Source organism: Mucilaginibacter dorajii (assembly GCF_024808255.1).
Classification (GTDB): domain Bacteria; phylum Bacteroidota; class Bacteroidia; order Sphingobacteriales; family Sphingobacteriaceae; genus Mucilaginibacter; species Mucilaginibacter dorajii.
The window spans coordinates 171,107-185,216 of the sequence record NZ_JANTYS010000012.1 but is presented as its reverse complement, the minus strand read 5'-3'; the positions used below and the strand labels follow the sequence as shown (position 1 = coordinate 185,216).

The 14,110-nt window shown below is 42.6% G+C and carries 15 protein-coding genes and 1 pseudogene; 9 read left to right on the top strand and 7 right to left on the bottom strand.

All coding sequences use genetic code 11. The annotated features are described in order from the left end of the window. The first annotated feature begins 125 nt into the window (after positions 1-125). Together FHS10_RS17440 and FHS10_RS17435 are read left to right on the top strand one after the other, a co-directional pair. Entirely contained in the window at positions 126-857 is a 732-nt protein-coding gene (locus tag FHS10_RS17440) for a hypothetical protein (RefSeq protein WP_259092906.1), read from the top strand. 108 nt (positions 858-965) lie between these two features. Further along, positions 966-1,658: a head GIN domain-containing protein gene (locus FHS10_RS17435; RefSeq protein ID WP_259092903.1), complete on the top strand. Its 693-nt coding sequence runs from the start codon at positions 966-968 to the stop codon at positions 1,656-1,658. A gap of 422 nt (positions 1,659-2,080) precedes the next feature. On the opposite strand, the pseudogene FHS10_RS17430 reads toward FHS10_RS17435, so the two are convergent. The 3 genes and pseudogenes from FHS10_RS17430 to FHS10_RS17420 all read right to left on the bottom strand — a co-directional run. Continuing rightward, a pseudogene (locus FHS10_RS17430) lies at positions 2,081-2,350 on the bottom strand (PD-(D/E)XK nuclease family transposase); the annotation flags it as partial. Between the two features lie 42 nt (positions 2,351-2,392). Beyond that, positions 2,393-3,268 (bottom strand): glycoside hydrolase family 25 protein, encoded by an 876-nt coding sequence (locus FHS10_RS17425; protein ID WP_259092899.1) that lies wholly within the window; start codon positions 3,266-3,268, stop codon positions 2,393-2,395. Between the two features lie 49 nt (positions 3,269-3,317). Continuing rightward, positions 3,318-3,710 (bottom strand): group III truncated hemoglobin, encoded by a 393-nt coding sequence (locus FHS10_RS17420; protein WP_259092896.1) that lies wholly within the window; start codon positions 3,708-3,710, stop codon positions 3,318-3,320. A gap of 172 nt (positions 3,711-3,882) precedes the next feature. Between FHS10_RS17420 and FHS10_RS17415 the strand changes: the two genes are divergently transcribed. The 6 genes from FHS10_RS17415 (at position 3,883) to FHS10_RS17390 (ending at position 8,929) form a co-directional block, all read left to right on the top strand. Beyond that, the gene (locus tag FHS10_RS17415; RefSeq protein ID WP_259092894.1) at positions 3,883-4,329 is read left to right on the top strand and encodes a MarR family winged helix-turn-helix transcriptional regulator; all 447 of its coding nucleotides are present in this window, start codon (positions 3,883-3,885) and stop codon (positions 4,327-4,329) included. 30 nt (positions 4,330-4,359) lie between these two features. Continuing rightward, positions 4,360-5,625, top strand: coding sequence for an MFS transporter (locus FHS10_RS17410; RefSeq protein WP_259092891.1), 1,266 nt, complete (start codon positions 4,360-4,362; stop codon positions 5,623-5,625). A gap of 141 nt (positions 5,626-5,766) precedes the next feature. Beyond that, positions 5,767-6,333 carry an isochorismatase family protein gene (locus tag FHS10_RS17405; protein ID WP_259092889.1) on the top strand — a complete coding sequence of 189 codons (567 nt, stop codon included), beginning with the start codon at positions 5,767-5,769 and terminating at the stop codon, positions 6,331-6,333. Positions 6,334-6,430: 97 nt separating this feature from the next. Then, a complete protein-coding gene (locus FHS10_RS17400; protein WP_259092887.1) occupies positions 6,431-7,048 on the top strand; it encodes a TetR/AcrR family transcriptional regulator in 618 nt (205 codons plus the stop codon). Between the two features lie 52 nt (positions 7,049-7,100). Then, positions 7,101-8,345 (top strand): MFS transporter, encoded by a 1,245-nt coding sequence (locus FHS10_RS17395; RefSeq protein WP_259092886.1) that lies wholly within the window; start codon positions 7,101-7,103, stop codon positions 8,343-8,345. A 23-nt stretch (positions 8,346-8,368) separates the two neighbouring features. Beyond that, entirely contained in the window at positions 8,369-8,929 is a 561-nt protein-coding gene (locus FHS10_RS17390; protein WP_259092884.1) for a cysteine hydrolase family protein, read from the top strand. Positions 8,930-9,092: 163 nt separating this feature from the next. On the opposite strand, the gene FHS10_RS17385 is transcribed toward FHS10_RS17390, so the two are convergent. Together FHS10_RS17385 and FHS10_RS17380 are read right to left on the bottom strand one after the other, a co-directional pair. Further along, a complete protein-coding gene (locus FHS10_RS17385) occupies positions 9,093-9,494 on the bottom strand; it encodes a hypothetical protein (RefSeq protein ID WP_259092883.1) in 402 nt (133 codons plus the stop codon). A gap of 47 nt (positions 9,495-9,541) precedes the next feature. Further along, positions 9,542-9,706, bottom strand: coding sequence for a hypothetical protein (locus FHS10_RS17380; protein ID WP_259092881.1), 165 nt, complete (start codon positions 9,704-9,706; stop codon positions 9,542-9,544). A 614-nt stretch (positions 9,707-10,320) separates the two neighbouring features. On the opposite strand from FHS10_RS17380, the gene FHS10_RS17375 reads away from it, so the two are divergent. Continuing rightward, on the top strand, positions 10,321-12,207 hold the full coding sequence (locus tag FHS10_RS17375; protein WP_259092880.1) for an SPFH domain-containing protein: 1,887 nt from the start codon (positions 10,321-10,323) through the stop codon (positions 12,205-12,207). A 231-nt stretch (positions 12,208-12,438) separates the two neighbouring features. Here the strand turns inward: FHS10_RS17375 and FHS10_RS17370 are convergent, their stop codons facing one another. Together FHS10_RS17370 and FHS10_RS17365 are read right to left on the bottom strand one after the other, a co-directional pair. After that, a complete protein-coding gene (locus tag FHS10_RS17370; protein ID WP_259092878.1) occupies positions 12,439-13,182 on the bottom strand; it encodes a hypothetical protein in 744 nt (247 codons plus the stop codon). Positions 13,183-13,309: 127 nt separating this feature from the next. Beyond that, positions 13,310-14,059, bottom strand: coding sequence for a hypothetical protein (locus tag FHS10_RS17365; protein ID WP_259092877.1), 750 nt, complete (start codon positions 14,057-14,059; stop codon positions 13,310-13,312). Positions 14,060-14,110 lie beyond the last annotated feature (51 nt).

Sequence of the window (14,110 nt, the reverse complement as noted above, 5' to 3'; positions counted from 1 at the left end):
ATACGAGACTTGCAAATCAAAATCTTGCTAAATCTAATAAATCTGTTCAATCCCGGTTCAGATAAAAGCAAGAAAGCTTCGCATGAAAATGCGGAGCTTTTTTTGTATATATGTACCATAATTTTATGATGAAACCTATTTATCTTATTGCCTTGCTCGCACTGTTTAGCGCGGCATGTACCAACAAAGCTAAATCATCTCATAAGAATGTCTCCGGGCACGATACGTCAGTTAAAAAGGCCGAAATGGTGCTTTTGAACAAACCAACTTTAAAAATAAAACCAGATACTTTAATAATTGATACTACAAAGAAATTGCTTAGCTACTCTGCAAATGAGTTGTTTTCTGATACGGTATTTAAAGATCATTTCAGCATAGCACTTTATGGTGAAAGTATATCGAAGGGCGGCATCATCATTGCCATTGAGTTGTTTTCTGATACGGTATTTAAAGATCATTTCAGCATAGCACTTTATGGTGAAAGTATATCGAAGGGCGGCATCATCATTGCCATACATGACCATAATAACAAACAGATTTATAAAGAGGAATCTTGGTCGACAGATTTATTAGGAGATTCAGAATTATCCAACAATAAACAAATTGAAGATAGCATAAAGGTGCGAATGGCGCATTTTTTTGATAAAAGCAATTTTTTTAAACCGGCGATAGCTAAAGACGAAAAAATAGAAGATAGCTTTGACGACCCCGACGCTACGGATAAACAAAACTGGGCCGATATTAAGGCGGACCCTACTGCTATTAGTTTTAGCTATAACATTGGTTACGAAACCACCTTAGGGATCGCGTTCTCAAAAAAGACAAATAAGATGGTCACTATATTTGCCCAGGATTAAAATAGAGTGTTGTGCTACTGGTAATATGTTAGCTTGTTCAAGGGATTAATTACCCACCGGTGCAACTATTTAATTACCTGTGGCGTCTTTTTATAAAACAACCAAATCATGAAAAGAAAAGCATTCATTTTACTGGCATTGGCGTTTGCATTGATGACCTTTAATAGCATGGCCCAGGAAAGCAGAGCCGTTTCGGGCTTTAATAAAATTGAATCCGGCGGTCCGTTTAATGTACACATTAAAGTAAATGGTACCGAAAGTTTAAAGCTTGATGTAGATGCCGATGTTTTAAAGGATATTAAAACCGAGGTAGTTGATGGTACGCTCAGAATTGAATTCAGAAACCATTTTTCGTGGAACCGTAACATCAAAAAAGCCGATATCTACATAACCGCGAAATCGCTTCGCGGGCTGGCCAATAGTGGCTCGGGGAGTGTTGACCTGGATGGTGTACTAACCGGCGATAACGTAGGCGTAAGGCTAAGCGGATCTGGCAATATGGATGTAGCTGTTAAATCAAATACACTGGATGCCAAAGTAACTGGATCGGGTTCTATTAATATTGAAGGCAGCACCGGTTTGGCCGATCTGCGTATTTCGGGCTCAGGGAATATCTCTGGTAAATCATTACGCACCCAAACTACCAATGCAAGCATTACAGGTTCGGGCGGTGTTGATATCATTGCCGAGAAGAGCATCTCGGGCCACATTACAGGTTCTGGTGGTATCAACTATAGCGGTAATGCCGTAATAGCCGAGGCAAGATATACCGGATCTGGCAGGATCAATAAAGAAGATTAATTTAGGTGCTTTAAGGCAGAGATTAAATTAATTTTATATAACAACAAAGCAGGGAAAACGCATCTAATTGGGTTAACATAACTTAACATATTTCAGATAAAATACCATTTAAATATCTAATAATAAATTATTTGCATTTTTACATGGTTAACACAAAAATGATGTATCGCGCAATTTAGGCGCATCCAAATATTTGTGCCTGTTGTTGGTCAATATAAGTCCCTTCCATACGTGGATCATTTAACCAGGACCGGGCAATAAAAGCAGGGTATCGTTTGATGCTTATATCTTCCCGATGGCATACGCTTATTCCGTTAGCTATCATTAAATAACAGCTAACCATTAATTATTTAGATGCGTTTGCCCTGAACAACAAAGCCTCCTGTGATGGAGGCTTTGTTGTTATAAGATATCTTAACAGGTTAAAGCTTTTCTATTTCTTCAACTGATAGTTTTGTAAATTTTGCTATTTGAGTAATAGATAGCCCATCTTTTTTCATTTCACAAGCAATAGCAAGGGCTTCTTCATGTCGCCCCTTTGCTTCTGCTGTTGATACAGCATAATCCAGCACATTCTTATTGTCCCATTTATATTTCATACTGCTATCATACATGGTTCTTTCCTCCTTTGTCAGATTTGTATATTCAGCAATGCTGAATAACTTTTCAAATACATGGTTTACCAAATATAAAGTTTTATAGATATGATATCACTCCGCGCCGGAATTTATCAGCTATTTCACCAGCAGCTTATCAAAAGCTGTGGTATCGCCCCTGAAAATGCTCATATCAACCTTTTGGTTAATGCCGTTAATGCGGGCCTTATCTGAGTGTTGCCAAAACTGCCAGTTGGTTTTGGTGCCGATGTTAAGCTTGGGTTGATAGTAGTGGGCTATCCAAAGCGGATACTCATCAAAATAGCCCTGCAGGTAATCCTGGTAAAAACTGATATTGGTGTAAATAATAGGTTTTACGCCGGTTTTTGTTTCAACCTGGTTTATAAATAGAGTAAGCTGGGCGCGCATCTTTTCGGGTGTGGTGCGGTAAAGTCTTTCCACATCAACCACCATAGGCAGGTCGCCTTTTTCTATTTTAACGGTCTGTAAAAAGAAACGGGCTTGCCATAAGCCACTTTTCTGGGGTAAAAAGAAATGGTAAGCCCCGCAAATGATGCCGGCTTTCGGGGCCTCTCGCCAATTGCGCTGAAAATAAGGATCGGTCATTAAAATGCCTTCCGTGGCTTTGATAAAAGCAAATTTGATCTTTACGCCATCCTCTTCCATGGCCTTTACCTTTTGCCAGTTTATTTTGCCCTGGTACGATGATACATCAATGCCATGAACGGTGTAACCGCCCGGGATACGTACGTTAAAGCTTTTATAGGTGCGGTAATTAGTATCCTGTCCAATATCCAGGATCCACCGCCAGGTGGCACTCCCAAACCTTAAAATATACCCGTAATAAAAGGGAGATAACAAGATGAGCAGGAGGCCCACCAATGCTATTTTCCATCCCCATGATGTGCCTGCCGGCGCTTTCTTTTTAGCTACAGATTTCCTCTTTACAGGTGATGTGGTTTTTGCAGGTGTTTTTTTTACGGGAGGCGGCACGCCGTAAAATTACAAAAAACGGCCTGTATATCTGCCCGCGAATTTGCAGTTACAATATATTCAGCGGGTTATTTTTGAAGTAGGCTATTTTGTGTTGAAACATTTGGGCCATTTTATTAGCCCGCCACTTGGCTTCGTCGGCTTTAACTCCTGTAAACAAGGTGTCGATAGTTTTTGCAAATAGATTAAGCCATTGGTTAAAATGGGTTTCATCTACCGGCAGCTTTGCGTGCGGCGGAAACGGTGCGCCACTGTAGGTATATTCCTCCAATAACACTGTTTGCCAAAAGGTATACATTTTTTGCAGGTGGGGTAACCAGTTGTCTCCCAAACGGTCGGCAAAAATGGGAGCAAGCAGCGCATCTTCGGCTACTTTATTATAAAATGTGTCAACCAATAGCTTAACATCCTCAAGGGTTAATATGTCGTGGTTTTTATCCATGCTGATATTGCAAATTGACATATTTTAAAGCGGATTTAATCAATAAACATGCAATTTTATACATGATCATAATGAAAGCCAGGAGCTCGATGGTATTCCCTAAAATTAGGTTATGACAATAAAAAGATAAAACAATGCTTATATTTGTAAGGTAAACTTATAAGTTTACTTAATGAATAAAATGGATCAGCAAAAAGATATACAACTGGCGGTTGATTTACGCACCGTGGTTACCAGGCTTATTAAGATACTGCGCAGGCATTCGGTAACGGCCGATAAGCTGTCGTTAACTGAACGGTCTGTTATCGCGGCGCTCGACCTGCATAAGGAGTTGCTGCCTAATGAGCTTGCTACTATGGAAAAGATCACCACGCAAAGCATGTCGCAGATATTGGCTAACCTGCAACAGCGCGGATTGATCAAAAGACGCATTTCTGAAACGGATAAGCGTAAAGCCATCATTACCCTATCAGAAACGGGTGCCCAAATGCTTTACCAGGTGCGTACCGAACGTAACGCCTGGCTTAATGAGGCCATTGAGGCCACCTGTACAGCCGGGGAGCAGGAGCTGCTTAAAAAAGCCATAGGGCCACTAACTAAAATTGTAAATTTTGAATAAGTCCCCAGGGAAGGGGAAGATGGGTGAGGAATGAATATTAACACATTTAATGCTTTTAAAAGCCGTAACTACCGGCTTTATTTTACCGGCCAATCCATATCATTGGTTGGTACCTGGATGCAAAAAACAGCAGTAAGCTGGGTTATCTACTCGCAAACACACTCCAAATTTTTATTGGGTGTTACGTTGTTCGCCAGTTTGTTTCCATCGTTTTTACTTTCGTTTTTGGGTGGGGTGGTGTCTGACAGGTATGATCGGTATAAATTGCTGCTGGCCACGCAGGCGGCATCTATGATCCAGGCTGTTTTACTTACCGGCTTCATATTCTTTGGCTATTATAATGTTTGGGTAATTATTGGCCTGAGCGCCTTGCTGGGCGTTATCAACGCTTTTGACGTGCCGGCCCGGCAATCGCTGGTTTATGAAATGGTTGATGATAAGGCCGATTTACCCAATGCGCTGGCCTTAAACTCGTCAATGGTAAATTTATCCCGGTTGGTAGGCCCGGGTATTGCCGGCCTGGTTTTAGAAAAATTTGGCGATACGATATGTTTTGGTGCCAATGCCGCGAGTTTCATAGCCGTAATTGGTTCACTATTGATGATGAGGTTGCCAAAATCTGCAGCAAAACCACACAACCACAACATCTTTTTTGAACTGAAAGAGGGCTTTGCTTACATCAAAAACACGCCTTCTATAAAGTTTGTGTTGATGATGTTGGCCATGATCAGTTTGTTTGTGTTGCCATTTAGTACGCTGATCCCGGTTTATGCCAAGGATATTTTTAAAGGTACGGCATCTACTTTTGGGGTGATTGATAGCTTGATAGGCCTGGGTGCTTTATCGGGTGCCATATTCCTGGCATCGTTAAAGCCGGGACATAATCTTAAAAAAATCCTGGCTATCAATACGCTGGTATTTGGTGCCGGCCTGGTTATATTTTCCCATATGCCAAGTTATCCACTTGCTTTGCTGTTTGCGGCCGTGACAGGTTTTGGCATGATGTCGCAGATTACTATTAGCAATACCTTAATTCAAACCACGGTTGACCCCGCCATGCGTGGTAGGGTGATTAGCTTTTATGCCATGGCATTTTTTGGCATGCAGCCGCTTGGTGGTTTGTTGGTAGGAGGGATCTCGCAAAAAATAGGCGTACCCGATACCGTTTTGGGCGAAGGTGTAGTAGCGCTGGTCATCGGGTTATTGCATATGCGTTTCCTGAAGAAAAAGACATTGGAAAAAGCTACCGTGGATACTTTGGAGCACTCGCCTATAAATGCATTAGCATCAAACTGATACACACGAATTGCGCGGATTTTGGCGAATTGCACGAATTTGAGTTAACACGAATTGCACAAATTGGATCGAATTACACGAAATCTGCGGAGGCGAATCGACTTAACCCCGAATTTAATAACTAAAATAAAACATCATCATATGATAACTACAATTGATAAAAACACAGCTTTGGTTTTGATAGATCTGCAAAACCTGGTGGTAAAATTGCCATTGGCACACCCGGTTGCAGGTGTTTTGGCAAACTCGGCAAAACTGTTAGCCGCTTTTAGGGCAGCGAAACTGCCCGTTGTTTTAGTAAACGTTAACCCCGCGGGTTCAAAAGCATTTGCCGTGCGTAAGGATAGCAATCCAGCCGGCGGTGTTATCCCTGGTGCTGACTGGCTGGATATTACGCCCGAAATTGAGGTGAAGGATGAAGACATCAGGATCACCAAACACACCTGGGGCGCATTTTACGAAACTGCCCTGCACAATGAATTGCAAAAACGAAACATCACCCAGATTGTATTAGGCGGTATAGCCACAAGTATTGGTGTTGAAGGCACCGCCCGCCAGGCCAACGAGTTTGGTTACAACATAGCCTTTGCCAGTGATGCCATGAGTGATATGCTTGCCGACGCGCATGATAACAGCTTCAAGAATATTTTCCCCAGATTAGGAGAGGTTGGAACTACCGATGATATTATTGCTATGCTACAGGCATAAATTGAAGCAAAAGCATATGTCAATAAAAATCATTTCAACATTTTTTGTTTAATTGTCAAATATTATTCACTTTTGTATCATCAGAATTTATCCACTTATGTTGTCAGGCGGTTTTACCAAAGAAGATTTAATGCAGCAGCAGATCCTGACCGCGGCTAAAAGCCTTTTTAAGGTTTATGGCTTGGCTAAGGTGACGATGGATGACGTGGCTAAGGCGATTGGCAAAGGCCGCAGTTCCCTTTATTACTACTATAAAAATAAGGACGAAATTTTCGACGCGGTTGTAATGATAGAAATTGATGAAATGTTTGCAGCCATGACCCGCGCTGTTGAAGAGGCATTCGGCGTTGAACAAAAGCTTCACGCTTTCTTCCTTACCAAACTGAAGGTACTCCGCGAAAAAAAAGCTTTTTTTAAAATGCTTGATGTAGGGATGGATGCTGATGCTTTATCTAATTTCAAGAAAACCCAAATTGTTCATCATAACCGTATTATCCGGCAGGAAAGCACTTTATTGGAAGCATTGCTCACAGAGGGCATAAACAAGGGCGAACTGCGTAAAATGCAGGCCCCGGAACTGGAGGTGCTTATCCTTGTATTGTTGAGTAGTCTGCACGGGTTAAAAAGGGAACTGGATCTGGAAAATGACCATGCGAAGGTTGTGCCTATAGTAGATATGTTTACCAGGATGGCTATGTACGGACTAAATTCTTAATTTTTTTTAATCAAATTTCGACAAAATGACAAATAATGTCAAAAAGAAAAATATGAAAAACAAACGAACCAGGGATACATTTCGCGCATTCAGCAACCGCAACTATACTTTATTTTTTGCGGGTCAGTCTGTTTCCCAAATTGGCACCTGGATGCAGCGCACCGCTATTATCTGGGTTATCTACTCGCTCACGCACTCCGCCGCCATGATAGGTCTTGCCATGTTTGCACAGCAGTTTCCCTCTTTTCTGCTGTCGTTGGCAGGTGGGGTAGTGGCAGATCGCTACAGTCGTTACCGCATTTTACTCGTTACACAGGCGGCCTCTATGGTTCAGGCCATTTTGCTGGCAGTTTTGGTATTAAGTGGTCACTATGTTATTTGGGAAATCTTGTTGTTGGGTGCGGTTTTAGGTATTATCAATGCTTTTGATGTACCCGCAAGGCAGCCTATGGTACATGAAATGGTTAACAACAAGGAAGATCTGGCTAATGCCATTTCGCTTAACTCGGCTATGGTAAACCTTGCCCGTTTGGTTGGCCCGGCTTTATCGGGAATTGTTTTGCAGCAATTTGGTGCCGGCGTTTGTTTCATCATTAATGCCCTAAGCTTTTTGGCGGTTATGACATCCCTGCTTTTAATGCAGTTTGCCCCTTTTGTAGCCCCAACCGTAAAGAAAAAAGTTACTGCCGAACTTGCCGAAGGTTTACACTATTTGAAACAAACCCGTAGTATCGGCATGCTTATCATCCTGCTGATGTGCCTTAGTCTGCTGGTTTTACCTTATGATACCCTGGTGCCGGTTTTTGCTAAATCCATTTTTGAAGGTAACGCCGCCACCTATGGTTACGTTACCGGTGCTATAGGGTTGGGGGCATTGGGCGGTACTTTTTTCCTGGCTTCGGCCAAAAGAGGTGCCGATTTACGGACGTTTTTGCTGGGCAGTATCGCCGTGCTGGGCATAGGGCTTATGCTGTTTTCACGCGCTACCTGGTTCCCTATTTCGCTGCCGTTTGCCATCATCATTGGTTTAGGATCTATCACGCCTATGGCCGCCAGTATTACCATCATCCAAACAGAGGCTGCTGCCCATATGCGGGGGAGGGTAATGAGCTATGTTGCAATGGCATATTTCGGCATGCTGCCGCTGGGTAGTTTGGTGGTTGGTAACATTTCGCAAAAAATAGGAGCTCCGCTTACCATGCTTTGCCAGGGCATGCTGGCGGTATTGATAGCCATAGTATTTGGCAAACTATTGTATAAAAAGCAATCCGAACAATCTGTTAAAGCAACATTTTAAAAACAACAATAAATAATTACCTCATGGAACAACAAAATAACACCGCCCTTTTAATTATGGATATGCAGGCAGGCATTGTAGCCATGCTGCCCGACGCGGCAACTATCCTGAATAATACAGCCAAAGCAATTGCTAAAGCGCGCGATCAGAAAATTCCGGTCATCTATGTAGTGGTTGGCTTTAGGCAGGGTGCGCCAGAAATCAGCGTTAATAATAAAATGTTCGCCGCCACTAAGGAGCGGCTCGGAGGCGTTAACATGACTGAATTTATGAAGGTTCATGATGACTTAAACCCACAGGCCGATGAAGTGGTGGTAGTTAAACGGCGGGTAAGCGCGTTTACCGGCAGCGATCTGGAAGTTATCCTACGGGCTTATGACATTCAGCATCTGGTGCTTGCCGGTATTGCTACCAGCGGAGTAGTGCTATCCACCTTACGCGAGGCATCAGATAAAGATTACCGCCTAACTGTGCTGGCCGATTGCTGCGCAGACAGCGATGAGGAAGTACACCGCGTGCTAACCACCAAAGTTTTTCCGCGCCAGGCCGATGTGACGACTGTTGAAGAGTGGCATACTGCTTAGTGTAATCAATTTAACATTATTCTAAAACCTACAGCGGTTTGATTATGCCTGGTGTTTCGATTTTTCGGTATAAACATCAGGCATGATTAAAAGACGATCCTTTTTGATGCCGTATGAGGGGCATCAACATTTAAAAAACTCAAAACTGCCAACTCCAAACTCTCTAAGGCGCTTTCACCGCAGTAACTTTTGAGCCATCTATACCCATGCTTTCAAAAATGATATTGGTATCGGTAAGTTCTGAAACATAAAAAACAAAATCGCGCGTTTTGCCATCGGGCAGTACCTCGGTCATGTTCATGTTACTGCCATTGAGGGTATAGGTACCGTGCGACAGGAATTTGCCTCCCCATACAATAACCCATTTACGTTCGGGCGAAAACTGGATATAAGGTGCTACCTCGGCCAGGTCCATGGTTTTCATAGTATCCGGCGGACTGGCATTAGGATGCGCCACCTTTGCGTAATGCCATTTACCGGTAAGCGCTTTTACGCTCAATGACGGCTTACATGCCGCCATACAAAAAAGGATAGGGATGATCAAAAAATAGCTTAGTTTTTTCATAATTGTATTGGTTACGCTAAGCTATGCAATTAGGTTCAAAAATTATTTTACTTATTTACTTTCGCGCGTTTGCGCATGCGGTCTTCGGCTTTTTTAATCTCGTCCTTTTCGCTCATCGGAAAATCGGTTTTCAATTCTTTGGTACTTTGGGTTGCGGGGCTGCCTTCTTTTTTAAGAGTATTGGCCTTACCTGTTGATGCTGATGTTTTCATGATTGTGTGGTTTTGAATTTGTAGTAAAGGCGTTACTATATTAACTCGCCATTAATTGAATTGTTTTGGGCGGTATTGGGCAGCTATTATTCGGCATCAAGATTTTTTTGTCTGAACCGGGGGCTTTGAAACGGAAATTTTTGAACCTTCGTAACCCTTTAATCCTGAAAATGCCGGTTCAGACAAATCCTTGTGTTAGGGGTTGAAACGGATACCGGCCAACGTGGTTAAGGCCTGCGTAGTATGAGTGCAAAGCCCGGGCCGCAGGTAACACCATGTTAAGTCAAAAGTCAAAATTAAAAAGTCAAAAATTTTTGAAAATAGCCTGATAGCGGGAACGATTTGTAATATTCTTTCTATAATTCTTCGATTATTTAAGACTCATTAAATCAGTTGTTTATCTATCAGGATAAATCCGAAATCGAACATACGAAATCCCAACTAAAAAATAATTTGTAATATAAGTGTAACATCCTGTTACTTTACCTGTCTAAATGACACTATATAGCCAAGGTACTCCAATCCAGTTTAAGCTATAAGTGAGTTGAGGGCCCCGCACCTTAAGGGGCCCCGTAAAAAAAATCAATATATTTAAAAACTAAATCTTTAAAAAAATGGACAAATCAATTGTGATGTTATTTTATGCTGTGCCTGTAATTTTAATACTTGTACTATACAAGTTTGTGTTGCGGGTGTTTTTTGGTATGGTGATAGTACCTGATGACCGTATTGGTCTGGTGGTAAAAAAGTTCACCTTATCAGGCAAATCGCGCTTGCCCGATGGTAGAATCATTGCTACCGCAGGCGAAGCCGGTATGCAGGCCAAAGCATTGGCCCCGGGCTTGTATTGGGGTATGTGGCCATGGCAGTATGGCATTACCATGGAACCCTTTACCATTATTGAGCAAAACAAGCTTGGGCTGGTAAAGGCAAAGGATGGTGCATCTTTTGATACCGGTAGGGTATTGGGTAAACCGGTAAACTGCGATAAGTTCCAGGATGCCATCGCGTTTTTAGACAATAATGGTCAAAAAGGCCCGCAGGCGGCTTTCCTTACACCGGGTAGTTACCGTATCAATACCTTTTTGTTTGAAATTGTAACGGTGCCAATTACCCAGATACAGGAAAACAAGGTAGGTATTATTACCACCCTGGATGGCGAGCCACTGGCCAAAGGCGAAATTGCCGGTTACTCGGTTGAGGGGCATAAAAACTACCAGGACCCCATCGCGTTTATTAACGCAGGCGGCCGCAAAGGCTTGCAGGAGGATGTGATACTGGCTGGTACTTATTACCTTAACCCATGGTTTGTATTGGTTGAACAGGTTGATATGATTTACATACCTATTGGTTATGTAGGTGTGGTAAACTCCTTTGTTGGCCCCGAAGGCAAGGATACCAGCGGTGATGCCTTTAAACACGGTAATATTGTAAAACGGAACGAAAAAGGTGTTTGGGACGAACCGCTTGACCCAGGTAAACACCCGGTGAACATTTATACTCACGCGGTTGAAATTGTACCAACAACCAACATTGTATTGAACTGGGCCGATAGCCGTACCGAAGCGCATGAACTGGATAAAAACCTGTGTACAATTACTGTACGTTCAAGCGATGGTTTTACCTTCAACCTGGATGTGTCACAGATCATACACGTACCACGTAACGAAGCGCCAAAGGTGATTGCCCGTTTTGGTAAAATGAAAAACCTGGTATCGCAGGTGCTGGAGCCTACTATTGCCAACTACTTCCGTAACTCGGCTCAAAAAAGTGATGTTATCGGCTTTTTGGCCAACCGTATAGAAAGGCAAAATGATGCCAAGGCACATATTAGCACCGTGCTGCAAACGTATAACGTTATAGGAGTGGACACCCTGATTGGTGACATAGTGCCGCCAGCCGCTTTGATGAAAACTTTAACCGACCGTAAAATAGCCGAGCAGGAGAAAGTTACTTACGAGATACAACGCCATGCGCAAATTGAACGTAAGGAATTTGAAAGCGCCCGTGCCGGTGCCGATATGCAACCGGAGGTTGTAAAATCAACCCGCCAGGTTGAGATCAACACGCAAATGGCCGCTTCAAGGGTTGCCGCGTCACGTGGTGAAGCACAGGCCAAAACTATTAACGCTACCGCGGATGCCGAAGTAAGGATCACGATAGCCAAGGCCGATGCCGAAGCCAAAACCGTGAACGCCAAGGCCGATGCGAATGCTACCGAGGTAAACGGTGTGGCCGAAGGTGCTAAAATTAAAGCCATAGGTATGGCCGAAGCCGAAGTTACCAAGCAAAAAACCGAAGCCATGGGTACCGAACAATACGCCATAGTGCGTGTAGCCGAAGCCCTTGCCGCGGCTGGTATTAAACTGGTACCAGAAATATTGGTGAATGGTAAAGAAGGCGGTGGTAATGGTATGATTGATGCCCTTATAGGTACCGAGATGCTTAAAAAACTACAAAGAGCCAATGATGGTGGTAGTGGTAATGTGAGTGGTGAATAGTGAGCGGTGAGTAGTTATATGATTATTAAACTTACGGAGGGTAAAAGCTTCGTAAGTTTTTTTGTTTTAGGGAAGATTTTATGCTGGTATTTAAATCCCCGATGTCATGCTGAATTTATCTCAGCACCCCACGGGATAGGTGACCAACATGAAGTATACTTATCAGAGTGGGGCTGAAACAAGTTCAAGGGTGACCTTATACTTTATAGTTGTTAGTGATTAATGGATGCGTTAAAAATACTGTTTAAACACATCATACATCAGCCACACAACTCCGGCGCTTAGGCTAAACACTTTAAGGCGGTCGCTAACCTTATATTCCACCCGGATATCGGCGCGGCAGATAAAAACAGAAGCCAATATGCTGAAAAGTATTACCCCTGCCGAGGTAAACAAATAGCGGTAGCTAATGGTGGAACTAAACAGGTGATCCATTTTTACGCTTATATCGCCCTGCAGTATCAACAGTTGAAACAGCGCTTTATAAATGTTAACCGCGGTGATAATAACCCAGCCTGCTTTTTTTTTGAGCGTAAAAAGTACAATACCAACAGGGAATAGGAGGTAAGGTATAACGGCGTGAAAAAAAGTAACACTATAAAAACCAGGATTAAACAAGTTAGCGAGTACAAATCTGCCACTATAGCTCACCGCTACAACGTAAAGTATTATTGTTGCTACTATGGTAATGTAGATATTCCCGGTAACTGCCGATTGCGGCTTTATAACACTTAAAATCGATTGCTCAACAGCTTCAACCTTTTGTTGTTTAAGCGCTTTTTGCCGGTCCGTAATTTCGGCTTCGGCATTAAGCTGGTCAATTAGTTCTGTGCTTAATTGACGGCTTTCCAACTCGGCATTTGCGGCCTCAATAGCTAACGGCTGATAATTGTGAGGGCTATTTAAAATAGCCAGCAATTTGGCATCGCTTAAGGTTTTATATCGTGCAGCAAATAGGTTGGGGTGTTGTTGCATAAGGTTTTGGCAATGTGACAGGACTTCAGTTTATCAAAAAAAAACACAACTAAATATAAGAGGATTAAACTATTCTAAGCAACTCAAACTATCAACACTTACATTACGCCTTACTCACTACCCCCCATTATATTATCTTCATCACCTGCAATGTCAAAAAAGCAAAGGCCGCGGCAATAGTGAGCAACATGGCAGGTAAACCCGTTTTCATTTTTGCACGGATCCCCGGTAAACAAACAACTATTGAAATCAATAAAAAGAAAGCGATAACAACGCTGTTTTGCACAATGTTATCTATAGTTATCGCTTCGCTGTAATGTTTGTCGAGTTTTGCTTCAATGTCATTAATGAAAAAATAAGCTTGTTTTAAGGCATTATACATTACAGCCCAGCTAAGCATAATCCAGCCTAATTGTCGCCTTAAGCCAAAACCAATGGCACCAAACGGCAAGGCCAGGTAGGGTAGGGCTATCCAGATAAAAGAAGGACGATAGGAGCCTGATTGAACTATCATATGCAACACCACGGTATCGCCCTGTGCCAGCGTTATAAAATAAACGGCCAACACGGTTAACGAAACGGTGTTAATCACCCTGATTGCTGTAAAAAAAGGTTGTTTAACGGGGCGCGTTTTTGCCTGTGCCGGTTTAGGTGCCGCCCTTTCAATAGTTTCCTGGTTTACTTTACGTTTCAGGTAAAGGTTGAAATCGTCGGTTATTTGTTTGGCTTCTTCAGGTGATAGTACCCTGCGTTGTAATTCAATATACGCGGTTTCAACAGCAAGTGGCTGAAAGTTTCGGGAATTGTGCACAATAGCGATCAGCTCTTTACTTTCAAGCCGCTCGTACTTATACTCAAAGGTATTAGCGAGGTCCATAACAACGGTTTATAAAAAAGGGAAATTGGTATACAAATATATACACCAACC

What these genes read in the sequence shown, in the direction of transcription:
- FHS10_RS17440 (WP_259092906.1), top strand. Translation starts at nt 126, where the DNA reads ATGATGAAACCTATTTATCTTATTGCCTTGCTCGCACTGTTTAGCGCG.
- FHS10_RS17370 (WP_259092878.1), bottom strand. Translation starts at nt 13,182, where the DNA reads ATGCAACAACACCCCAACCTATTTGCTGCACGATATAAAACCTTAAGC.
- FHS10_RS17365 (WP_259092877.1), bottom strand. Translation starts at nt 14,059, where the DNA reads ATGGACCTCGCTAATACCTTTGAGTATAAGTACGAGCGGCTTGAAAGT.
- FHS10_RS17415 (WP_259092894.1), top strand. Translation starts at nt 3,883, where the DNA reads ATGAATAAAATGGATCAGCAAAAAGATATACAACTGGCGGTTGATTTA.
- FHS10_RS17390 (WP_259092884.1), top strand. Translation starts at nt 8,369, where the DNA reads ATGGAACAACAAAATAACACCGCCCTTTTAATTATGGATATGCAGGCA.
- FHS10_RS17380 (WP_259092881.1), bottom strand. Translation starts at nt 9,706, where the DNA reads ATGAAAACATCAGCATCAACAGGTAAGGCCAATACTCTTAAAAAAGAA.
- FHS10_RS17395 (WP_259092886.1), top strand. Translation starts at nt 7,101, where the DNA reads ATGAAAAACAAACGAACCAGGGATACATTTCGCGCATTCAGCAACCGC.
- FHS10_RS17400 (WP_259092887.1), top strand. Translation starts at nt 6,431, where the DNA reads ATGTTGTCAGGCGGTTTTACCAAAGAAGATTTAATGCAGCAGCAGATC.
- FHS10_RS17405 (WP_259092889.1), top strand. Translation starts at nt 5,767, where the DNA reads ATGATAACTACAATTGATAAAAACACAGCTTTGGTTTTGATAGATCTG.
- FHS10_RS17420 (WP_259092896.1), bottom strand. Translation starts at nt 3,710, where the DNA reads ATGGATAAAAACCACGACATATTAACCCTTGAGGATGTTAAGCTATTG.
- FHS10_RS17410 (WP_259092891.1), top strand. Translation starts at nt 4,360, where the DNA reads ATGAATATTAACACATTTAATGCTTTTAAAAGCCGTAACTACCGGCTT.
- FHS10_RS17435 (WP_259092903.1), top strand. Translation starts at nt 966, where the DNA reads ATGAAAAGAAAAGCATTCATTTTACTGGCATTGGCGTTTGCATTGATG.
- FHS10_RS17375 (WP_259092880.1), top strand. Translation starts at nt 10,321, where the DNA reads ATGGACAAATCAATTGTGATGTTATTTTATGCTGTGCCTGTAATTTTA.
- FHS10_RS17385 (WP_259092883.1), bottom strand. Translation starts at nt 9,494, where the DNA reads ATGAAAAAACTAAGCTATTTTTTGATCATCCCTATCCTTTTTTGTATG.